At 46.9% G+C, this 21,139-nt stretch carries 20 protein-coding genes; all 20 read right to left on the reverse strand.

Annotation, left to right across the window (positions count from 1 at the left end; all coding sequences use genetic code 11):
- Positions 1-10: 10 nt before the first annotated feature.
- The gene (locus tag NIES2104_RS18820; protein ID WP_058999804.1) at positions 11-1,315 is read right to left on the reverse strand and encodes an O-antigen ligase; all 1,305 of its coding nucleotides are present in this window, start codon (positions 1,313-1,315) and stop codon (positions 11-13) included.
- A 13-nt stretch (positions 1,316-1,328) separates the two neighbouring features.
- A complete protein-coding gene (locus tag NIES2104_RS18825) occupies positions 1,329-2,573 on the reverse strand; it encodes a glycosyltransferase family 4 protein (protein ID WP_058999805.1) in 1,245 nt (414 codons plus the stop codon).
- A 12-nt stretch (positions 2,574-2,585) separates the two neighbouring features.
- On the reverse strand, positions 2,586-3,413 hold the full coding sequence (locus NIES2104_RS18830) for a bifunctional 2-polyprenyl-6-hydroxyphenol methylase/3-demethylubiquinol 3-O-methyltransferase UbiG (RefSeq protein ID WP_058999806.1): 828 nt from the start codon (positions 3,411-3,413) through the stop codon (positions 2,586-2,588).
- 76 nt (positions 3,414-3,489) lie between these two features.
- Positions 3,490-4,764, reverse strand: coding sequence for a glycosyltransferase (locus NIES2104_RS18835; RefSeq protein WP_058999807.1), 1,275 nt, complete (start codon positions 4,762-4,764; stop codon positions 3,490-3,492).
- Positions 4,765-4,781: 17 nt separating this feature from the next.
- Positions 4,782-5,873 (reverse strand): hypothetical protein, encoded by a 1,092-nt coding sequence (locus tag NIES2104_RS18840; RefSeq protein ID WP_058999808.1) that lies wholly within the window; start codon positions 5,871-5,873, stop codon positions 4,782-4,784.
- Between the two features lie 207 nt (positions 5,874-6,080).
- Entirely contained in the window at positions 6,081-7,397 is a 1,317-nt protein-coding gene (locus tag NIES2104_RS18845; RefSeq protein ID WP_058999809.1) for a glycosyltransferase family 4 protein, read from the reverse strand.
- 1 nt (position 7,398) lies between these two features.
- Positions 7,399-8,487: a glycosyltransferase family 1 protein gene (locus NIES2104_RS18850; RefSeq protein ID WP_058999810.1), complete on the reverse strand. Its 1,089-nt coding sequence runs from the start codon at positions 8,485-8,487 to the stop codon at positions 7,399-7,401.
- Positions 8,488-8,587: 100 nt separating this feature from the next.
- Entirely contained in the window at positions 8,588-9,358 is a 771-nt protein-coding gene (locus tag NIES2104_RS18855) for an FkbM family methyltransferase (RefSeq protein ID WP_058999811.1), read from the reverse strand.
- A 7-nt stretch (positions 9,359-9,365) separates the two neighbouring features.
- Complete coding sequence (locus tag NIES2104_RS18860; protein ID WP_058999812.1) at positions 9,366-10,136, reverse strand: glycosyltransferase family 2 protein; 771 nt, start codon at positions 10,134-10,136, stop codon at positions 9,366-9,368.
- A 2-nt stretch (positions 10,137-10,138) separates the two neighbouring features.
- Complete coding sequence (locus NIES2104_RS18865; RefSeq protein ID WP_058999813.1) at positions 10,139-11,359, reverse strand: glycosyltransferase family 4 protein; 1,221 nt, start codon at positions 11,357-11,359, stop codon at positions 10,139-10,141.
- Positions 11,356-12,864, reverse strand: coding sequence for a hypothetical protein (locus NIES2104_RS18870; RefSeq protein ID WP_058999814.1), 1,509 nt, complete (start codon positions 12,862-12,864; stop codon positions 11,356-11,358). Before NIES2104_RS18870 ends, NIES2104_RS18865 begins: the two co-directional genes overlap by 4 nt.
- Positions 12,865-12,914: 50 nt before the next feature.
- Positions 12,915-13,898: a glycosyltransferase gene (locus NIES2104_RS18875; RefSeq protein ID WP_082690032.1), complete on the reverse strand. Its 984-nt coding sequence runs from the start codon at positions 13,896-13,898 to the stop codon at positions 12,915-12,917.
- 17 nt (positions 13,899-13,915) lie between these two features.
- Positions 13,916-14,416: an HAD family hydrolase gene (locus NIES2104_RS18880; RefSeq protein WP_058999816.1), complete on the reverse strand. Its 501-nt coding sequence runs from the start codon at positions 14,414-14,416 to the stop codon at positions 13,916-13,918.
- A gap of 3 nt (positions 14,417-14,419) precedes the next feature.
- Positions 14,420-15,250: a 3-deoxy-8-phosphooctulonate synthase gene (gene kdsA / locus NIES2104_RS18885; protein ID WP_058999817.1), complete on the reverse strand. Its 831-nt coding sequence runs from the start codon at positions 15,248-15,250 to the stop codon at positions 14,420-14,422.
- Positions 15,247-15,984: a 3-deoxy-manno-octulosonate cytidylyltransferase gene (kdsB, locus tag NIES2104_RS18890; protein ID WP_058999818.1), complete on the reverse strand. Its 738-nt coding sequence runs from the start codon at positions 15,982-15,984 to the stop codon at positions 15,247-15,249. Before kdsB ends, kdsA begins: the two co-directional genes overlap by 4 nt.
- The gene (locus NIES2104_RS18895) at positions 15,984-16,976 is read right to left on the reverse strand and encodes an SIS domain-containing protein (RefSeq protein ID WP_058999819.1); all 993 of its coding nucleotides are present in this window, start codon (positions 16,974-16,976) and stop codon (positions 15,984-15,986) included. Before NIES2104_RS18895 ends, kdsB begins: the two co-directional genes overlap by 1 nt.
- A 44-nt stretch (positions 16,977-17,020) precedes the next feature.
- On the reverse strand, positions 17,021-17,845 hold the full coding sequence (locus tag NIES2104_RS18900; protein ID WP_072218100.1) for a 2OG-Fe(II) oxygenase: 825 nt from the start codon (positions 17,843-17,845) through the stop codon (positions 17,021-17,023).
- A gap of 134 nt (positions 17,846-17,979) precedes the next feature.
- Positions 17,980-18,987, reverse strand: coding sequence for a glycosyltransferase family 4 protein (locus NIES2104_RS18905; protein WP_058999820.1), 1,008 nt, complete (start codon positions 18,985-18,987; stop codon positions 17,980-17,982).
- Between the two features lie 56 nt (positions 18,988-19,043).
- Positions 19,044-20,318, reverse strand: a complete 1,275-nt coding sequence (locus NIES2104_RS18910) for an ABC transporter ATP-binding protein (protein WP_058999821.1) — start codon at positions 20,316-20,318, stop codon at positions 19,044-19,046.
- Positions 20,319-20,326: 8 nt separating this feature from the next.
- Positions 20,327-21,136, reverse strand: coding sequence for an ABC transporter permease (locus NIES2104_RS18915; protein ID WP_263970990.1), 810 nt, complete (start codon positions 21,134-21,136; stop codon positions 20,327-20,329).
- Positions 21,137-21,139: the final 3 nt, after the last annotated feature.

The raw sequence follows: 21,139 nt of genomic DNA on the forward strand, positions 1-21,139 counted from the left end.
CTGAAGTAAATTAATGAATCGATGATTGACTAACTCGGAACGGTACCCTAGAAGTAGTAGAGGCTTGCTTTTGATACTGGTAAACAGTGACAAGCATCGCGAGTGATAGAAACAAATTCTTGTGTTGCCAGAGCGTAAAGCTAAATTGCGACACTACCAAACAAAGAATGTTCCAGGATGAAAATAGATAAATTACTGGATAGGTGCGTGCAAGTGGATTAGCTTTGACCATCAAATGAAAGGCAAGACCCACTAAAGCTAGAAAAATCAGCAAGCCTATCATTCCCTGTTCTGAAAGCAGTTCTAAAGTGAGGTTGTGAGCATATCCGATAAAACCACCGCTGGCAGTACTAAAGTTTCCAGTTCCGACACCGAAAACTGGAGACTTTTGAAACAGGAGCAACGCAGCATCATAAGCATTAAATCGATCGTTTACAGATGCTCCCTTGTTGTCCTGCCCGATGAGAGAGAGCCGTTCTGACCAATCACCAAAGAGTTCTGGTTGCCACTGAGCAATGCCAAATAAAAGAATGCTGATGCCGATGACAGCAACGAGGACGGTTGAGATCGATTTAACCAGAGTTTGCTGCCGGACAATTTGAAACACCATCACAGGCAGAGCAACAATTAGAGCAATCACCATACTTCGAGTGTTGCTTGCCATTAGGACAACCATGAGCAAACCCAATGACCCATAAAGCACCACTTTTAGCATCGGTGGAATTTTTCGGCTACCCAGCAACCAATACGCATTAATAATAATGCCGCTGGCAATAATCAGCGAAAATGGAATCGGGTTAATCGTTCCAACGCTTAACCGTGTAAAGGTATAGCCATATGCGAGTAAATTAATCAGCGCGATCGCTCCAAGCACGATCGCCATGATCCAGTAAGTCGCGACGGTTGCTGTAACATTTTCTTTAATCCGCTTCGGATCAACAAGCGGAATTAATCGAGCTACAAAATAAAAGCTACTGCCTAACACAAAATACCGAATGGTGATATCGATTCCCTGTGCCATTGCTGGAGTGTTCAGACTGCTGAAAAACATCCAAATCCCCAAGACAAGAACAATTGCATCAAGCGGATGAAACTGATAATACCTTAATCGTGGAAAAGCCCGAATGATAATCAAGGCAAAAACCGCGATCGGTAAAAGCACATTTAACAGATTATTGTTCTCGATGCCTGCGGTTTGAGTGAATAGTGCGCCTGTAATCAAGTAAGCATTGGCAGCCAGTGCAAGTCCGACTCCCGGTCGCCACCATGCCAATGGAACGGTCAGTAATGTAATCAGAATCGAGAACCAGGTCATGATCGCTTCACCCCTAATTGAGAGATTGACACACCACAGAACGCAGCGTTTCTTGAGCCTCGGTAAAGACATCGAGAAAGTACTGTTGTCGTGCTTGTGATTGTTGAGAAGCGATGCCCGTTTCATACAGTTGAGTCAGGCGTTCTGCGATCGCTTCAGCATTCCGAACTTTGACGATATATCCATCGAGTTCGTGCCGAACGAGTGAGCCTGCATTGTAGGTCGTAATAATCGGCAGACCACACATCAAGGCTTCATACGTCACCATGGCTGATCCTTCCACGATCGAGGGCAGCACAAACACGTCTGCCCAGTCATACAGTTCACTCATCTGAGAGCGGGGAACTCGTCCGAGAAACTCACAAACATCGCTGTACTCTGCCACTCGCTCTGGCTTGATCTCAATTCCTCCTGCTGCTCTACAGGTAAAGGGAATTTTCAGCGATCGTAGTGCCGTTAACAGATACGGAATACCTTTTCGTAGATTGACGGCTCCCGCGAATAAGATTCGGAGTTCGTCGCCTCGTGCTTTTGGAGCAAGCCTTTCACGACGCTGAGCGGGCACAATCTCACCTTTGAGGCGACCGAGCGGAACAACTGAAATGCGATCGTGATTCATTCCCTTCGCAATCAGCGATTCTTTCACGAATTCAGAACCGCAAACGATATGATCAGCCAGTTTTTGCTCTTGTTGCTCTCTGGCGATTAGTTCTCGTTCAGCCGCTTGAATCTGAAACGGTGTGATCGACCAATTTGACCATAAAGTTTCTTCTTGTTCGAGTAGATCGTAGGTAAACGCCCGTTCTGCAATGATCTGATCTAAGATACAGTGCAATCCTTCTGACTTGGCGTATTCAAATAGCTCTAGTGAGGACACTGGGAACCCATAGAGTGTGTTTGCATCTCCCAAGCCATGTCGAATAATCCGGCGACAAAATTCTTTGCCTGCCCAGTTGTAAATCGAACAGGCTTGCTGCGGTGAGCTATTTTTGAGCTTCTGAATATATTGATAGCCAAACGCGGGAAAGTGCGTCACTGGGGCTTTTTCCAGAATCGGATCATATCGATCGAGTCCTTTTTTGAGCGCACCGGGAAGCTTGGGGAAAACAGTAGACGATCGCAGAAGTTTTGTCATGCGACCGTGACCTGCATAAAAATCGGTATAAAACCGCTCTAGGACTCCCCACTCATGAAACAGAATCGGTTCTTGATAGTGTTTTCGGGCACCGAGATGTGCGATCGCAACTTTAGCAGTCATGTGATAAAACGCTCACGAGTAGCTCATTACTTTCTCGACCGAAGTGGATCGGTTTCCGGACATCTCTGCATATCTCGGCTTGTACGCCTCGATCGCGATCGAGAAATAAGGATAGCTCATCCAATTCGTTAAACTCTGGTCGAACAATGGAATAAACCAGCGAAACGGAAACAGCATCAGCCAAGCGAGGATCGGGTGAAGTTGGGAGAATAAACGATGCAAGTAAGTCATTTTCTGACTCAAGAAGCCACTACAAAATGTTTGTTCTTCTAGCATCAATCCTGCCTGTTCACACAGTTCGATCAGCATCGTTTTGGTGTATCCACGTCGAACGTGGCAGCCATTTTCTACGGTTGCAAATGGACCGTTATCTCGTGCCGTAATTGCTTCGTAGTGATAATAAGGAGTGGTCAACAGCAAGCGCCCTCCAGGCTTGAGGCAGGCTGCCATATCAATAAATAGCTTGCGATCGTTTAAAATGTGTTCAACATTCTCGCAGCACACTACTACATCAAACTGATCGGCTAAATCTTCTCTGGTATGAAGCTCACGCACATCCAACACGTCAAACTCAGCAGATTCTGCATTGCATAACTGAGCACGTTCCTGAGCAACACTCTGATTTCGCTGATCCCAACTTAATCCAAGTGCGTCATAGCCCAATTTTGCCGCTCCGATCGTGAAAGCACCCGTTCCACAACCAATATCAATCAGCTTTTCGCCGTTGAGCGTTTTGGGCAGTCGTTTCTTTAACCAGTTCCAGCGATCGAGGACTAAAGTATCTCCGTGCGTTAACGTTGCTGAAAAGCCAAAAAGTCTGACGAGAAAAGATTTGTTCATCGTGAAAGTCCTGAATGAAATACAAGCGGGAGTCAGAATCAATCTTTAAAATCGGATCAAGCAAACAGAATGAAATCTATCGGGTAGGTTCTCTGACTCCTATTTCGCTAAAAATTTTTGCTGCAAACTTCTCAGTCTGATGCTGCTGGACGAGCGCTTGTGATTTGGTGAGGTGAATGACTGGAGCCGGATACGAGGATAAGAAGCGCATCATTGATTGAGCAATCGCGTTCGAGCAAGAAGCGTCTACGGTAATTCCAAGCTCATACTGTCGCGTCAATTCGCCCATTAGTCCATAATTTGTGCACAGCGCAGGCTTTTTTAGTGCTGCTGCAATCAGCAAAATGCCACTCATGCCCACATGCTTTTGATAAGTTGCAAGCACCACATCAGAAAGCTCAAAATATTGTCTAACTTTCAGTTCAGAAACATACTGATCATCAATAACAACCTGAACCTGCTGAGCTTGAATTTTGCAAATCTCTGTTTCTACGAAGGTTCGTTCTGCGGGAGCAACTTTTCCAACAACTAAAAGACAGAGCTTTCTTGCTGCCTCTGGCGGAAGTTGTTGAATTGCTTCTAGAATTTGATGGATTCCTTTTCGTCGATCGATCGCTCCAAACAGAAGAAATACACACCTTTCTTGCTCAATCTTGAGTGTTTCTCTTCGCAGATCATCGATTTGCTCAGAGTGATCTTGCACGAACTTTGGGATTGGATCAGGCAAGACCTGCATCTTCGAGCTGTTCGCATTCGACTGAGAAGCCTCTACTGCATAAGGATCGAGACAAAAAATATGACTAACTTTTGAATGTTGAAGAACCCGTGAGAGAATTTGCTTCTGACGGATGCTTTTGATTCGCTCTTTCCAGGATGAAACGTAACCCTCAAAGTTCTGATAGTGAAAGGATGGTCTGAGATAAATTCCTGACATCGAACAGCTTGGATTCAGCCCGATTGCTAAAAGCGCCTGAAAAGGATCAATAGCAGTCAAAAAGCAATGATCGGCGTTTAGCTGTTTGATATATCGATTAATGATTTTCCATTCCATCCACGCTTTGAGCAACAGACTTTTTTGTTGAACGATCGCAGTATGTTCACCCGCATCGATCGCATAGTACCGAATATTGTGATCGCTTGCTTCTGGCGGGCAAATCATGTCTCGATGTTGCTCTAACATCAAAGGCGAAACGACAAAATTTAATTCTCCAACTAGCTTCTCTTTGCACCAGTAGTCGATCAGATGACGCAAATAAACGGGATGATGTCCGCCGACACCATTGCTGAACACCATCAGCCGACGAATTGAGTTTTCAGGATTGAGGGAGCTTTTTAGCGGGTGAGTCAGCATTCGGTGATTCAGGCAGATTATGACAATTTTGAGAGTTGCTGGACAGATTGAATGAAGCGGTTTTCTTCAGCTAGAGGGCGTTTTAATTCGGGGGGAGGGGGAAGCGATCGCGTGATCAAGTCCCGGAGTTCGATCGCGTCTTCATAGCAATACACACCGCTATATCCAAACGCACTTCGACCAGCATTGAGATTTGCTACCACTGGGATTCCAGCGATCAGCATTTCTGGAATTCGCGTCAGTGCGCCAGAGCTTGCCGTTTGGTGAACGAGAGCCGCTTTGGTATGCGTTAGAAATTTCGTCAAGGCTGCGTCTGAAACGGCTCCGTGAACTGTAAAATCTGCGTCGCTGTACTCCATTAAAGTTTCCGTTGCATATCCCACAATATCAACTTGAAATTCGCTCTGTTGACGCAGTGTTTTTAACCAGGTAATTTGCTCGATCATGCCTTCACGGGTGGGTGGATTTCCAGCACTGCCAAGAATGAGGTAACGATCTTTTGTCATTGTTTCTCGCTGCTGTCGAATCCTTGCAAGCTGTTCGACGATCGCGCTCGGTGGATAATACGGCAAATAAAACGCATTCACGCCTTTTAGCCGCAAAAACCACATCTCTTCATAGGCAATGCAAAAAACGGTATCCGCCTTTGCTAAAGCTGCAACCTCAGTCGATAAACTCTCATGAAACGCCCGCTGATCTGGAACCAGTGATTCTAGGTTGTGCGGCATTGCAATCACGTTGAATCCCTGATCTTTCGCAACATACGGAGCGACATAGTTCTTAGTGGCTTCCCAAATTAGCAATGAATGTTCAGCATGTTGCGCTAATACTTGGTGATAAAGCTGACGCTGGAAGCCACAGAATGCCAGATTGTTTAGCGATCGATGAGTTCGGATTTGATGATTTGCAATGAAAAAGAACGTTTTCGGATTCGCGATCGCACTTAGTCCCGCAAGATACCGCTTGCTCGGCGTATCTAAAATCTGTCGTTCAAACTGAACGATTTCGAGATTTGCCCGCGCAATTAGTTCGGCAATTTGTGCGGTTCGACGGTTGCCGCCATGACCGCTTGCGATGTTAGAAAAGAAAGTATCAACTAAAACCTGCATACTTCTGATTACGCGGTAGAGCAGCGAGAAACCGGACAAAAAACTTAATCCCAGCGAACTTCTGTTCTTAAATGACTATTGCGTTTGACAAAGCAAATATCACAGTGTCCTAACGCTCGATCGCAAGGGTGCCGCGAGAACCCTGGAAAATCGTAGACAACGTAACTGCGATCGCGATTTGAGGCAGCAATTTTTGAGGCAGCAATTTTAGGAATCTTGGGTCGTGCTTAAAGTCTTAGATGAAGGGTTAAGAAGCCCGGAGCAAAGGACTTCTGCAAATTTCTCTGCTAGGTTGAGTTGTACAAGTGCTTCCATTTTCTGGTGATTGCAGAGCGTCTCCGGAGATAGACTGAGGATTCTTGCAATGCCGTTGGCAATTTCAGAGGGCTTTTCGGAGTCGATGGTTAACCCTAACTCATGTTCCTCAATCAACTTGCCCATCACACCATAGTTTGAGCCGAGTACAGGCTTTTGCACAGCCGCAGCTTGGACAAGAATATTACTCATACCTACATGACGTTGGTAAGGCGTGAGAACTACGTCTGCGAGTTGAAAATAGGGTTTTACCTCAGATTCCGCCACATATTGAGCCTGCAAGATGACTTGAACAGCAGAAGACTGTTTAATCGCTTGCATTGACTCCTGAAGTTTGGATTGCTCTTGAGCAGGAACTTCACCCACAATCAGCACACATATTTTTTCAGCGACCTGAGCAGAAAGGTACTGAATGGAGTCAAGCAATTGAGCAGTTCCCTTGCGGTATCTGACCCGCCCAAACAGCAGCAATACTTTGCGGTTTGGTTCAATCCCCAATTTTGATCGAAGCCCTATGACTCGTTGTGAAGCGATTTCTGAAGAGATTGTATCGAGTTCAATTGGGTCGGGAATATGACAAACTCTGACCGAAGGAGACAGAGCAACGATTGCAGGAATTGCATAGGGATCTAAACTGAACAGTAAATTGACCTGGCGAGATTGAAGAACCCGCTGCAATAAGTTTTTTTTGCGCCATTGCCGAAGTGCTTCCTTCCAAGTGAACCGGAAATTGGGAAATTGAGCATAATGAAAAGTCGGTCTAAAGTAAATGCCTGCAACTGGACAAGGCGCTTTCTGTCCGAAAGCAATCGGCAATTGTAGATGATCAAAATACAGCAACAATATTTGAGTTGCTTGAAGCTTTCGAGCCACTTGGCAAAGCAAATTCCACTCCGCAAAGAGTTTCGTATAAAGCGATCGCTTTTGTTGTACAGTACGAAACTCTGCCTCGGTGATCGGGATGAAGCGCACCCGTTCTTTACAATCCTCTGAGACTAGTTGAACGATGTCGGGATGTGCTTCTAGAAAGGCAGGCGCAACTACAAAATCGAGATAATCCGGAAATTTATGCTCACAGAAATATTCAATGAGGTGCCGAATATGAGTTGGATGGTGCCCACTTACTTTTAGACCAAAAATCATTAAGCGGGTTAGCTGACCATGACTGGGAACGTTGTATTCCTTTGGCACGGACTTAGAGAACAACATATCAATGGTTAGCTAATTTTTGTAAGCAGTCAATGAAATGCTTTTCCGCTGCTATCGGAGGTGGTGGAATCTCAAAGACTTCTAGGGGTTGCTGCATTAGATTCAATAATTCGATGATGCTTTCATAGCAGTGAATTCCAGCATAGTCGAATGCACTACGGCAGGCATTACGATTGGCGATAACCGGAATTCCTGCAACCAACATCTCTGGAATGCGGGTTAATGCCCCTGAACTGGGCGTTTGATGCACGAGGGCTGCTTTGGCATGAGTCATGAATTTTGACAATTGTTCAGTTGAAACTGCACCATGCACTGTAATGTTGACATCGCAGTAGCTCGTGAGTGACTCGGTCTTAAAGCCGACAATGTCTACCTGAAACTCAATCTGCTGGCGAAGCTGTTTCAGCCAAGTGATCTGCTCGATCATACCTTGTCGAGTTGGCGGATTTCCAGCACCTCCGACGATTAAGAAGCGATCGTTTGACGTTGTTTTTCGAGCTTGCCGAATTTCGATTAGCTGGTCTACGATCGCTTTCGGTGGATAGTACGGCAGATAGTGAGCATTCGCGCCGCTTAACCGCAAGAACCAGGTTTCTTCGCGAGAAATGCAAAAGACAATATCTGCTTTCGCCAGTGCATTTGCTTCAGTACTGAGACTCTCGAAAAATGCAGCTTGATTGGGAACGAGTGACTCCAAATTGTGCGGTAAAGCACACACTTTGAAGCCTTTTTCCTTAGCAACATAAGGCGCAATATAGTTCTTTGTGGCTTCCCAAAGCAGCACAGGACTTCCCGTGTGTTTTTCTAAAACCTGCTCATAGAGTTTTCTTTGAAATCCGCAAAAAGAGAGTCCTGTGAGTGATCGCGCTACGTTCAGGCGATGTTTGGCAATAAAAAAATACGTTTTGGGATTTGCGATCGCGCTGAGTCCTGCTAGATAGCGCTCACGCGGAGTTTTGAGAAAGGTGCGTTCAAATTGCACAACCTCAAGATTCGCTCGCTCAACTAATTTGGCAATCTGCGCGGTTCGACGGTTTCCACCATGTCCGTTCGGCTGATTGTCAAAAAAAGTATCAACTAGAACCTGCATATTGATTACTGCACCTTAGAGGGTTGAGGAACTGGACAGATTTGAGCTTTCGACAAATGAATCCACTTTGTGGATGCTTCAAGCGTTGACGGCGAATTCTCTAATCCCAACGAGATTCAGAGCGAAAATGACCCTCGCGTTTGATAAAGCAAACGTCACATTGTCCTAACGCTTGATCGTAGGGACGGCGCGAAAATCCTGGAAAGTCATAGACTACATACTCGCGATCGCTCATAAACCGAATCACGTCTTCAAATACAGGTTGTCCCGGTAAAAACGCAAAGAGGGAGACTTCTAAGATCAATACTTCAGTTCGACCAAAAATCTGAGTCGCTCCTTTCAAGGCTTCGAGTTCAAAGCCTTGAATATCGAGTTTGACAATCTCTGGGATCGAGAGCTTGCCAGCATTGAGCAAATCATCGATCGTGACAATTTCGACCGTTCGCTGCTTACCGGATTGTTGCAACTCAGCTTCAGAAGCAGGCAAAAACGATGATCCCGCTAAATCATCCCAAACCGTGAGATCAAGTTTTCCCGGTTCCGCTCCTGCTCCCGATAAAATCCATTGACTTCCCGGAAACTCTTGGCAAAACTGCTCTAGTGCAGATTGCATTTCAGACTGCGGCTCAATCATAAAGCAGTGTGCCTCCCGAAATACGCTCTTTGCAATGCGGCTCCACTGACTATTGTTGGCACCGATATCTAAAATCCAGGATGGCTTCAGTCCAGATTGCTGTAATCGAGTTAGTAGAAAGCGCATATCTCCGGCTGGACGCAGGAGAGAATTTCGGCTCCGAATATCGTAACCTAGCCAATCCGTAACGGTTTTACCTGCTCGTTTTGCCTGCAAGAGAAGTTTGGAGTGTCCCATGATGGTTTTAGATTGAGGTTTGGAGAGTAACTCTTAAGTTACGGAGCGATCGCAGTCCTTGAACAATCCATCGCTGCGTCAGGGGTAGCTTGTCGGTGTAAGTTTGCAAATAAGTCTGATAGCGTTGTTTACTCAAGCCAACTTGAGCATCGATCGCTGTTTTTGTATTGGCATAGATACGATAGCGACCCAAGTTCACATCAATGTATTTCAAATGTGCGATCATTGACGCTTTTAGGACAAAATCGACATCCATTGCATAGTGTTCCTCGACTTTGTAGTCGCCGATCTGTTGATGGAGTGACGCATGGTAAAAATAGGCGGCAGGGTTAGCAAGATGCGTGCGACCAATCAGCAAATTCGTTAGAGAAAGGGCATTGGGGCGATTGAGAAAGGTTCGATCGCTTTGTTCATCCCAAACCCAACAGTTTCCCACGAGCAGACTCGGAACGGGTAGAGTTGTAAACTGCTCTAGAACGGTGTTGAGCGCGTTCGGCTCATAGAGATCATCGATATTGAGAACGCCGATAATTTCTCCCTCAGCAATTTTCAGCGCTTTGTTCATCGCGTCGGATTGACCGCGATCGGGTTCTGAGAACCAGCGAATATGGGGGTATCGCTCAGCATATTGGCGAATGATGGCAACGGTATGATCTTTCGAGCCACCATCGGCAATGATATGCTCAACATTTGGGCAGTTCTGAGCAATCACATTCTCGATGCACTCAGCAATAAATTGCTCTCCGTTATAAACCGGAGTTAAAACACTAATTTTCATCTTTAACGATTCAAAAGGGCGCAGTACAGTTCCAGATATCGATCGGCTTGTTGGTCTAAGCGATATTCTTCGATCGCGATCGCTCTTGCGTTTTGCTGCATTTGATGGCGCAAATCCGGATCTTCGAGCAGTTCTACAATGCCTTGACCTAAATCTTCCGCATCATTGGGACTTGCTAGATAGCCCGTCACCCGATGCCGCACAACATCAGGAACGCCCCCAACTTTGAACGACACCATCGGAGTGCCACAGGCAAGACTTTCTTGCAGGACGAGCGGTAAGTTATCAGCACGTGTGGGAAGCAAAAATAAATCAGCAGCAGAATACGCGATCGCTTTTAATCGATCGTTGCTCACATGTCCTAAATTGACCGTGGGCATTCCGACGACTTCAGACAAGGTTTCGCTACCCGTTCCAATCGTGAGCAACAAAGTTTCTGATTTGAGGCTAGACGGTAAAGCTTGAAGTGCTTTGACTAAGACATCACTCCCTTTACGACTGTCGCTCAGCGAGAACGCAGCAAACATCAGCACCTTTTTATCTTGAGGAATGCCGAGCAGAGATCGACAATGTTCTTGATCGAGCGGTTGATAAGCTTCTGTATCAATCCCATACGGAATGTGATGCACATCAAAGCGACCGAGGAGTCCCGCTTTTGCTTGTTCGACCAGCCAGCGACTCGGAGCCACGATCGTTAAATCACTGCGATCGTAAATCCAGTTTTTTAGCTTCCATTCGGTGCGGGTATTGTCGAGCTTGATGCTTGGATAAGTTTCAGGATAAGGACAATTTCCACAGCCTGTTTTCCAGCGATCGCAGTCATAACTATAGCTACAGTGCCCGGTAAAACTCCACATATCATGCAGGGTAAAGATTGCAGGTTTTTTTCGAGTGAGCTTGGGTAATGTTAGATAGTTAAAATAGCCAGAATGTAAATTGTGAAAGTTCAGAACATCAGCGGCTTGATAAGATGGATGCTGCTCGATTTTGAAGCTACTGAGGATCGAGACATAGCTGAGTCCTAAATCTTGGCTCAAGGTTGCTATTTTCGTCTCGATGTAGGATCTACGGGGCACCTTGGTGACGGCATCACTCCCTGAGTCTTTTCGCCCGACGAGTAGTTTAGAATCGATTCCCTGAGCGAGTAAGCCTTGATGCAGTCGATATCCTGCGATCGCGGCTCCTCCATAGACATCAGAGAAATTGAGATGTAAGACTTTCATGCCTTGTGAATTGTCTCCAAAATCAGCGACATCACTCGTTGTGCAGCTTGTCCATCACAGTCACCTGCATGAGATTGTAAAAAGTCACGCTGTGCCTCGAATAAATCAGACTGCTGCATCGCGGTTAACTGTTGAACTTGATTCAGCGAGTCACACAGCATCTCCGGAGAATAACCGGGAAATGCTGCGCTCGATCGCACAAACGATAACACCGGAGCCGAAGCCGCAAAGTGAGCATGAATCACAGGCTTACCAAAAAACATCGCTTCTAAGCCTGCGGTCGAATCTTCCGAAATCACGACACTCGCTTTAGCAATCAAGGTCTGAACATTTGTGGTACTGACTTCGACTCGATCGCTCAATGAATGCTGCTCAATATAAGTTTGATACCGCTCTACATAGTCGGCTGGATGCGGTTTGATCACCAAACGAGCATCGGGAAACTTCGATAGGGCAATCATCAGCGCTTCTAAAATCTCAATCCCTTCGTCAGCGTATCGAGACGGAGCGTAACATTTCTCTGGACTGTGAGGACGAGTTACCCAGAGCCAGTAGTTTCCTTCTGGAGCTAACTTTTCTGGGTATCGAAGGCGATCGTATTCGGGATTTCCGGTGATCACGATGCGCGGTTGATAGCTCGAATCTTGCTGATAGCGATCGCGGCGATGCGTTCCCCAAACTGCTAAATCTGACGCATACGCCTCATCGAGATAATAGCGCTCACAATCTAATCCATGCTGAAGCATCACCGATGGAATTCCGTCGCGCTGAGCAATCAAGGCATATTCCTGAACCGGATGATGATTATCGGCATACAGCAAAATCGCATCGGGGCGAGTCATTCGCATTTCGATTTCTGCGACACGAACATATGCCAACTGCTGAATGATCTGAGTTTGGAGTCTTGGCGCATCTTCAGAAATTAGTTCGATGTTAAACGCTTTGAGTCCTTCGGTAATGCCTTCATATAACTGAAATGCGAATGCTGCTTCGTCAGAAGTTAGCGGAGGTTGTTGTCCTAACTTGTTGATTTCGAGAAAATAGCTAGATTGCAGATAAGAACCGCGAAGTAGAATTTGTTTCGATCGCATTAAGGTTTCCAAGCCCTGTTTTAGTCGGGGACAGGGACGAGGAACAAACAAAATCGGGAGATTTTGGCGGTTGGAAACTGATGTTTGACGAATGGCGCGAATACGATCGTAAGTTGGGCGAAACGGTTGTTTGAGCAGTTCCGCGATCGGGTTGCGGTTTTGGCGAAACTTTCCTTGCAGGGGTTGAATCAGCGATCGTTCAAAGGCGAATTTCTCAGGGTTGCGATGTTGGCGGATAGCTCTAGAAGCTTTGTCCCAGAGAAACGATCGGGTGAGTTCCGCATAGTTTAATCCGTTGCGAATCGGATCGATTGAACTGTGATCCTGCCAGTGACAGATTGCAGTCCAAGCAAGCTGATCAACGACTTCGACGCTGAGAGACTGCCAATCGACAGAGCTTTGTAACAATACCATGATCGTTCCTATACCAAATTGATCTCCGATCGCTACAGATTGACTTGATATTAAATCTCAGCATTTCCAACCGAGGTCGATCGTGCTGTGAACCGAGACCACACAAACCTCACTCGCTTGATTTGATGCGTGACAAATCGAGCGATCGCTAATCTAATTCGACTCCAACGCCGCCAAATCTGATTAATCGACTCTGGATAGGATTGATTCTGGATCGCGATCGCTTTCATTCGAGCCGTGATCCAACCATTCGCATAAGCGGTTTTAACCGTGTCCTGCGAAAGTGCATTTTGGGCGATCGCTTCGAGAAAAAGGTCTTCCCAAAATTTCGCGATCGGGTGATGATGAAACCGCCAAGGTTGACTATCCAAATTCGTAAAGTGAACCAGCTTCGAGGTTTCATCCACATAGTCCAAATGATTCCATTCACTCGGCAACGTCTTCACTTCAATGTTTAGATACTGTCGAAACTTTTCGCCCAAATACATCAAATCCGACATCGAAAATACTTTGCGATCCATCTCATCGATCAGCGAAGACAAGCTAAATTTAGCGGCTTTCTCACAATCGATCAGCATCACACTCGCAAGATAGTAATCATCATTCACATTGAGATAAGTTTGCAAGTAAGAATCAATGTACGCACTCGCGCTTTTCGCTTGTTTGACGGGAACCGCAGCCAGCGCACAACCCGATAAATCAAAGTTCCAAAGTTCAGCTAAATCAGCAAGTAACACCTGATCGGAATCACAATAGATCGCTTTGCCACGATAGCCACACCATTCAGGAATCGCCCAGCGCCCCAGCGAAAAAGCGGTCGCTCCTGGAATCCGATTGATCAGATTGAGCGGCAGCTTTTTGACTTCACCTGTGGTTAAATTCGTTGCCGTCCCAGCTTGACCATTGATCACATGAACTTCGATCGCGCTTTTCGTATATTTTTGCAGCGTGTATCGAAAGACCGCTTCTTCGATCGTATTTTTAGGACTCGAACCGATGAAAATCCGAATCGGATCAGGGGTCGAATTCATCATAAATCTCTCCGAACAAGTTAGGGCATCTGACTTTCTAGCAGCAGGTCGCAAATTTCTCTCACTGCGCCCTGTCCACCTGCTTTCTCAGTGATATAGATTGCAGCCTGTTTTGCGGCTTTGACCGCATCCGCGACTGTTAACGGACAGCCGACTGCTTCGAGAATCGGCAAATCATTCACATCATCTCCAACATAGGCAACTTGAGAAAAATCAATTCCAAGCTGATCACAGAGCGATCGTAAAATCGTCAACTTATCTTCCACACCCACATACACATGCGAAATTCCGAGCTTTTTCGCTCGGTGAATCGTTGCGGTAGAAGAACTCGCCGACAGAATCGCAATCTGAATGCCTGCTTCCATCACAAGCTTCATGCCCTGCCCGTCTTTGACATTGAATTTCTTGAACTCATCGCCGCTATTGGTGAAGTAAAGTCCACCATCGGTTAACGTCCCATCGACATCGAGCGCAAGGAGTTTGATTTGAGCAAGGCGCGATCGCAATTCATCTATCTGCATACACTAAGACCGAAAGACTTCTAAACTTTGACGCACTGCGAGAATCTGTTTCAGGACAGTTTCAAGCTGCGCTAACGGAATCATATTCGGTCCGTCGCTCAGGGCTTCATCTGGATTCTCATGCACTTCCATAAACAGCGCATCGATGCCAATGGCTGCGGCGGCTTTAGCAAGATATGGCACAAATTCACGCTGTCCTCCTGATTTTTCTCCCTGTCCTCCCGGCATTTGGACGCTGTGTGTGGCATCAAAAACGACCGGATAGCCCAATGCTCTCATCTGAGGTAATCCCCGAAAATCCACAACTAAAGTGTTGTATCCGAAGCTTGTTCCGCGTTCTGTGAGCAAAATGCGATTGGTTCCAGAAGCTTCCAATTTCCGCACCACCTGTTTCATGTCCCACGGCGCGAGAAATTGTCCTTTCTTGACATTCACCGTTCGACCCGTTGCCGCTGCTGCGACCAGTAAATCAGTTTGACGACAGAGAAACGCCGGAATTTGTAGCACATCAGCGACTTCTGCCACGATCGCGGCTTGATAGCTTTCGTGAATATCGGTCACAACCGGGACACCGACTTTATCCTTGACCTTCTGCAAAATCTCTAAGCCAGTGTCGATCGATTGTCCCCGAAACGAACTCACCGAAGTCCGATTCGCTTTATCAAACGAAGATTTGAAAATTAACGGAATACCGAGGCGATCGCAAACTTGCCGAATCTCATCCGCCATTTTCAGCGTAAAGTCCTCCGATTCGATCACACAAGGTCCAGCAATCAGCGTCAGCGGTGAACTGTCTCCGATCGTATGTGTTTCTGTAACTTGAGTTTGAATCATATAGCAGGACTCGCAGCAAGAAAGGACTGAGCAAGCAGAAGATCTTCAGGGGTATTAATTTCGGGGACTGCGATCGCGGTCTGACAAACCGTGATGCGATAGCCGTGTTCTAAAACTCGAAGCTGCTCTAACCCCTCACATTGTTCGAGCGGCGTTGGAGTCAGCTTCGCATAATGCGCGAGAAAATCTCGGCTAAATGCATACAATCCCAAATGATGATAAACCGGAACGGCTCCCGGATTGCGAAGATACGGAATCGCAGCGCGAGAAAAGTACAGTGCTTGATCGTGGCGATCGCAAATCACTTTCACCACGTTTGGATCAGCGTAGCCCGTCTCCGAATTCAACGGACAAGCCAACGTCGTCATTTCCGGCAATTCTCCGCGCAGATACGGACTGACAAGCTGAGTTAGCATCTCTGGAGTCGCGAACGGTTGATCTCCCTGAACATTCGCGATCGCGATCATTTCGGGATAGCGTTCGGCAACTTCTGCGACGCGATCGGTTCCGGTAGCGTGGTCGCTGCGGGTCATTTCGACTACACCACCAAATGATCGCACACAGTCTGCAATCTTTTCGCTGTCAGTCGCGACCACCACTTTTGTAAAAGCGGAACAGCGTTGTGCTGCTTCATACACGCATTGCACCATCGGTCGATCGCCAATTTTCACCAGCGGTTTACCGGGAAATCGCACCGAATCGTACCGCGCTGGAATTACTGCCAAAATTTGCATCAAAGTCCACTCCGAATAATGTCATGCAAGCGAATCAGTCCGAGATACTGCTGGTCTTGATCCACGATCGGTAACACTGAAATCTGTGACGGGCGATTTTCCATCAGTTGCAGCGCATCATACGCAAGCAGATCTGGCGAAACAACGGTCGGATTTTTTGTCATCATGATCCCAGCGTTCAGCGTGTGTAGCTGACGCGGATCAATCTTTTGAATCCAGCGGCGTAAATCCCCATCGGTAATGATGCCGATCAATCGATCGGCTTCGTCTACCACACTTAACGCGCCAGCACCCCCGATCGTGATTTGCTGTAGCACCTCTAACCAAGTCGCTGTCGGTCGCACTGTGGTGGTTTTAGGTTCGTTGAGCATTAGATCTTGAACCCGCAGCGTGAGCCGTTTTCCAAGCCGTCCCGCTGGATGATTGATGGCAAAATCTTCAGGGGTTAAAGCTTTCACCTGCATCAAGGTCATCGCGATCGCATCTCCGATCGCCAGCGCCACCGTGGTGCTCGTCGTGGGAGCGAGGTTAAACGGACAGGCTTCTTGATCCACCGAAGCATCTAAGGTTGCATCTGCCGCCCGTGATAGTGTCGAATGCGGATTACCCACGATCGCGATAATCGGAACTCGACGCTGTTTCAGGTACGGAAGAATCGCTAGCAGTTCATCGGTTTCGCCACTGTTGCTCAGCGCGATCGCGACATCCTGACTTGTGACAATTCCCAGATCACCGTGGAGCGCATCGGCTGGGTGTAGATAAATCGCGTGGGTACCAGTACTCGTCAACGTTGCCGCAATTTTACGACCGACGATTCCCGACTTGCCAACCCCGATGAGAATGACCTTACCAGAACAGACTGTCAGCGCGTCGATCGCTCGTTGCACTTGATCGGGTCGGAGTCGATCAGCCGTTTGCAAAATGGCGTTCGCCTCCAGTTTCAGCAGATCTAGCACCTGGGAAACACAAGCGGGTTGAAGTTGTTGCTGCATAGAGTTAGAGCAAATAAAGGACAGCGCAACCGTCGATCGTTATTTCACCGCAATACCCATTCTCTTGCAAGCGATCGGATCGATTGAAACGGAACAAGTTTACGCGCCAGCTTACCGACTGAAGAATTCAAAATCGTTCTAGCTTGGGGATACTCGAAGATGATATTAAACAAGCGTCGATAGCTACCCTCTGGACAACTCAGCGGCTGAACTCCATGCCACGCATGAGGTTTATTTCTGAAAAAGAAGCTGCTATTGCCTGTAATTTTCACGGGAGTGATTGAGCCAAAATCGCTGTACTCCGGATTGATCACTTCAGTTTGTCGATCGCCTAACACCAAAATCTCACCGCCCCAGGACTGATTCCAATCTTGTTCGGTGTTGAAGTACAGAATATGGGTTCCTACTTTGTCGGATGAATCGACGTGCGGGGACACCTCGCACCCAGAAAAGCCAACATGCCAAGCATATCGAATCTTAAACTGGGACACACCGAGCGCAGAGCGAACGAACGCATGATAATCCGAATTGGTTTGTAACTCCTCGATAAATGCCTGCCAAATCGGAGGTAACTCGGCATGAGTAATGATGCCTTGCCCTTTCTGTCCGCTGCGGTAGATTGATTCCCCATACGCGAGATAGTACCGATTATGCGGACGCTGACCGTTGCCGCGATCGATGCCTGAATGCTGCTCAAATAGCTCAAGACTTGGAAAATCCTGATAAAGCTGCTCAAAGGCTTCGGGTCGCAGAAACTGATGAAAGTGATGCCAAGGAAACGGAGTGGTGGATAAGAACGTATCCGGTGAGAATGCAGACAGGAGGTCAGAATTGATGAACTGACGCGCTACAAGTGAATGAGCCTTCATAGACTGATTAAATGATATGAATTGAGTAACTAAAATCAGTCAACTGAGTATCGGATAATCAGAACAAGTCAACCTAATACCAAATTGATCTGTAGCATTAACAGATCAATTCGGTATAAGAAAAAGAGCGATCGCTAAATCAAGCCTGCATAGTCCTGGATGGCTAGGGAAAAGTTTTCCCAGGTAAACGGTTGAGCTGTTGCCCGAATATTCGTCTCAAGCTGATAGGCTTGCTCGATCAAATCACAGATCACATCGATTGAACTATCGACATCAAACAAAAAACCATTCTCACCATGCCGAATCACATCCGGCGCAAACCCGGTTCGACTGGCGACTGGAACAATATTACACATCATCGTTTCCAGTAAAGGAATGGGACCACCCTCTAGCTTTGCAGGCGACACAAAGACATCCATCTGAGCATAGTAGCTAGGATACTCTGCATAAGAAGCTTGAACATAAGAGAAGTGCTCCATCGCCATCATCTCCGGGAACTTCTCGTACTTCTCCCAGTACCGCCCAATCAAGATAAATCGACGATGCGGCATCGATTTGATCAAGTCGTACACCCGGTCTGGGTCTTTTCGAGGTTGATAAGCACTTGATAAACCGATCGCACCCGCACCTCGATCATGAGGTTGAAAAATTTGCGGATCTGCACCGCCGACCACGTAGGTAACTTTATCTGGATTCACTCCTTCTGCAATCAACAGATTGGCAAACTCTGAACACATGCAAACCACTTGAGTTGAAGCATTGAGCGCCTCGTAAAGTTCTCGATCGCTCACGCCCATTTCAGCCGGATTTTTCGGATGAGTGTGAAAGACAATCAGTTTACGATCGCGAATTTCTGGATTTGCTCTCAAACTCAGCGGCAACAAACAATAGTGTGAAAAGAAATAAGCTTTTGCAGACGGAAGATTCTCAGTCGCATAGTGAAAACAAAAGCGTCCCGAACTATACGCTGCAATCTCTTTGCAAATTGCTTCCAGAATCCAGCCTCGATTGCCTGGATGAATTACAAAGACTAAATCATATTCACCAAGTAATCCAGTGCTTCTGACTTTTTCGACTGTTCGCTGCTTTTTCCACCACAGCTTTTGTAGCGTCTGATTCCCGAAGGGTAAAGTGACAAACATACACCTCTCACATACACGGCTTCTTTGCTTCTTTGTTGAGCGATTGCCCTACTGAACTAAAAGACATGCCATTCTCGCGGTTGGTAAAACATACAGCTTGTCATGTTTTCCGATCCCGCCACTGCAAACCTGAACGATTCAACCCCATCTAGACAGTGCAGTCGGTCTTGACGAATGATAACCTTCATCAAATAAACTCCTGGCTTCAAACCGCAGTACGGCAATCGCACTCGAACTTCGTGATCTCCTGGCGGTAATGTGAGATTCGGTTGGTCCTTCTCACTCGTCAACCGCAGCATCCATTCGCCTTCTCCGATCTGATCTTTAATCATCAAATCTATGCTGGCATCTTGAAGTGGCTCCTCGGCTCGATAAGCGATACAAAAATCAGTCGGCTTGCCGCTAATCGGAGCATCGGTCATTTCGCCAGATTCATCTTTAAAGCAGAGTGAGAGAATATCTAATCCGGTACTCTCTCCCGGTTTTTTCGACGACAAGAACAGCCGTCCTGCACTTTCCTGAACTTCGATCGAGAACAAATCTCGCTCATATCGAGTGACCACATCATCAGCTCTGCCAGTCGTGACGACCTGTCCTTGTTTAAGATAAACGGCAGTATCACAAACAGAGAGAATCGCATTCGAGTTATGAGCGACTAAAACAAACGCAGTTCCGTCTTGGCGAAGCTGATTCAGCATTCGATAGCATTTTTGGCGAAACTTCAAATCGCCCACAGCTAACACTTCATCGAGCAGCAAAATGTCTGGCTTTGTATGAATCGCGCAAGCAAATCCTAATCGGGCTGCCATTCCAGAACTATACGTTTGCACAGGTGCATCGATCGCGTTTCCAATCTCAGCAAAATCAATCACTTCATCGATCAGATTGCGAATCTCCCGCTTCGATACGCCCAGAATCGACATATTCGCATAAATGTTTTCCCGTCCTGACAGAATCGGACTAAATCCGGCTCCGAGGGCAATCAACGGCGCGACTCGTCCAACGACTTCGATTGATCCGGCATCGGGCTTGATCAAACCGGAAATGATTCGCAGCAGGGTCGATTTACCGCTGCCATTTTTACCGATCAATCCAACCGCTTCGCCGCGCTTGAGTTGAAAGCTGACCTTGTTCAGTGCCCAGAATTCCTTGTGTCGGAGTGTATCAGTTCCCTGACGGGTTCCACTGAGTTCAGAGACAATATCCTTAACACCATAAATCAGCGATCGCTTGAGATCCCGACAAAATTTCTTCGAGACATCATCAACTGACAGAATCACCTCAGACTCTGAGAGCGGAGCTTGTGCGGTTTTCGGTTCTAATGTTCTCATGCGCTCAATTAGGAACTAATTTTTTCAACAACGAAAGGCATTGCTAACCGATAGCTAATCCAGGCAAGCAACAATCCCACAGCACCAATCAGACTAGCAATCCAAAAGCTCGTCGGGTCTGAAATCACTCCCGTGGTCGCTAACTCACGAATCGCCACCAGCAACGGAGTCACCGGATTGAGTTTAACGATCGTGCCAAACAGTCCTTGAGTCGGCACAGGATACACAACTGGCGTGATAAACAACCAAAGACTCGTTGCTAGCGTCAATCCCATTGTGAAATCCTGATACAGCATTCCAGCGGGAGCCAGTAAAACCCCAAAGAATGTTCCAAGCAAGACCAGATGAATCAGCGCAACTGGAGCTAGAATCACGCTTGCTGTTACCGGAATTTTGAACCAGAGGAACAATCCGATGATCAATATCAGCTTGATGCCAAAGTTAAAGAATACTTCACCCAATTTCGCCAGCACCAATGCTTCTCTGGGAAAATTCACCCGTGCCAGCATCACCTTAGCAGAAGTGACCGCCTGCACCGGACCATTGAGTGCTTCTACAAAGGTCTGCCAGAGCGTCATGCTGAACATGACATAAGCGGGGTAAGGAATGCTCGTCTTGCCGATGTTCACGACTCCAGCACTCTGAGCTAAGGTAAATCCGGTTGCCATGACGATCGCGGGTAAGAATGCCCAGAAAAACCCCAGAATCGACTGGCGATACTTAGTATTGATGTCCCTGACCATGAGTTGCCAAGCGAGTTCTCGTGATGCTAGAAGATCAAGCCACATCATCTGAAAAAGCCGCAGAGGATGACGCATTAA

Source organism: Leptolyngbya sp. NIES-2104 (genome assembly GCF_001485215.1).
GTDB lineage: Bacteria > Cyanobacteriota > Cyanobacteriia > Leptolyngbyales > Leptolyngbyaceae > Leptolyngbya.

Coding starts and splice junctions, on each gene's coding strand:
- NIES2104_RS18915 (WP_263970990.1), bottom strand. CDS start 21,136: ATGCGTCATCCTCTGCGGCTTTTTCAGATGATGTGGCTTGATCTTCTA.
- NIES2104_RS18895 (WP_058999819.1), bottom strand. CDS start 16,976: ATGCAGCAACAACTTCAACCCGCTTGTGTTTCCCAGGTGCTAGATCTG.
- NIES2104_RS18910 (WP_058999821.1), bottom strand. CDS start 20,318: ATGAGAACATTAGAACCGAAAACCGCACAAGCTCCGCTCTCAGAGTCT.
- NIES2104_RS18855 (WP_058999811.1), bottom strand. CDS start 9,358: ATGGGACACTCCAAACTTCTCTTGCAGGCAAAACGAGCAGGTAAAACC.
- NIES2104_RS18825 (WP_058999805.1), bottom strand. CDS start 2,573: ATGACTGCTAAAGTTGCGATCGCACATCTCGGTGCCCGAAAACACTAT.
- NIES2104_RS18860 (WP_058999812.1), bottom strand. CDS start 10,136: ATGAAAATTAGTGTTTTAACTCCGGTTTATAACGGAGAGCAATTTATT.
- kdsA (WP_058999817.1), bottom strand. CDS start 15,250: ATGATTCAAACTCAAGTTACAGAAACACATACGATCGGAGACAGTTCA.
- NIES2104_RS18865 (WP_058999813.1), bottom strand. CDS start 11,359: ATGAAAGTCTTACATCTCAATTTCTCTGATGTCTATGGAGGAGCCGCG.
- NIES2104_RS18880 (WP_058999816.1), bottom strand. CDS start 14,416: ATGCAGATAGATGAATTGCGATCGCGCCTTGCTCAAATCAAACTCCTT.
- NIES2104_RS18850 (WP_058999810.1), bottom strand. CDS start 8,487: ATGCAGGTTCTAGTTGATACTTTTTTTGACAATCAGCCGAACGGACAT.
- NIES2104_RS18875 (WP_082690032.1), bottom strand. CDS start 13,898: ATGATGAATTCGACCCCTGATCCGATTCGGATTTTCATCGGTTCGAGT.
- NIES2104_RS18835 (WP_058999807.1), bottom strand. CDS start 4,764: ATGCTGACTCACCCGCTAAAAAGCTCCCTCAATCCTGAAAACTCAATT.
- NIES2104_RS18845 (WP_058999809.1), bottom strand. CDS start 7,397: ATGTTGTTCTCTAAGTCCGTGCCAAAGGAATACAACGTTCCCAGTCAT.
- kdsB (WP_058999818.1), bottom strand. CDS start 15,984: ATGCAAATTTTGGCAGTAATTCCAGCGCGGTACGATTCGGTGCGATTT.
- NIES2104_RS18900 (WP_072218100.1), bottom strand. CDS start 17,845: ATGAAGGCTCATTCACTTGTAGCGCGTCAGTTCATCAATTCTGACCTC.
- NIES2104_RS18870 (WP_058999814.1), bottom strand. CDS start 12,864: ATGGTATTGTTACAAAGCTCTGTCGATTGGCAGTCTCTCAGCGTCGAA.
- NIES2104_RS18840 (WP_058999808.1), bottom strand. CDS start 5,873: ATGCAGGTTTTAGTTGATACTTTCTTTTCTAACATCGCAAGCGGTCAT.
- NIES2104_RS18905 (WP_058999820.1), bottom strand. CDS start 18,987: ATGTTTGTCACTTTACCCTTCGGGAATCAGACGCTACAAAAGCTGTGG.
- NIES2104_RS18830 (WP_058999806.1), bottom strand. CDS start 3,413: ATGAACAAATCTTTTCTCGTCAGACTTTTTGGCTTTTCAGCAACGTTA.
- NIES2104_RS18820 (WP_058999804.1), bottom strand. CDS start 1,315: ATGACCTGGTTCTCGATTCTGATTACATTACTGACCGTTCCATTGGCA.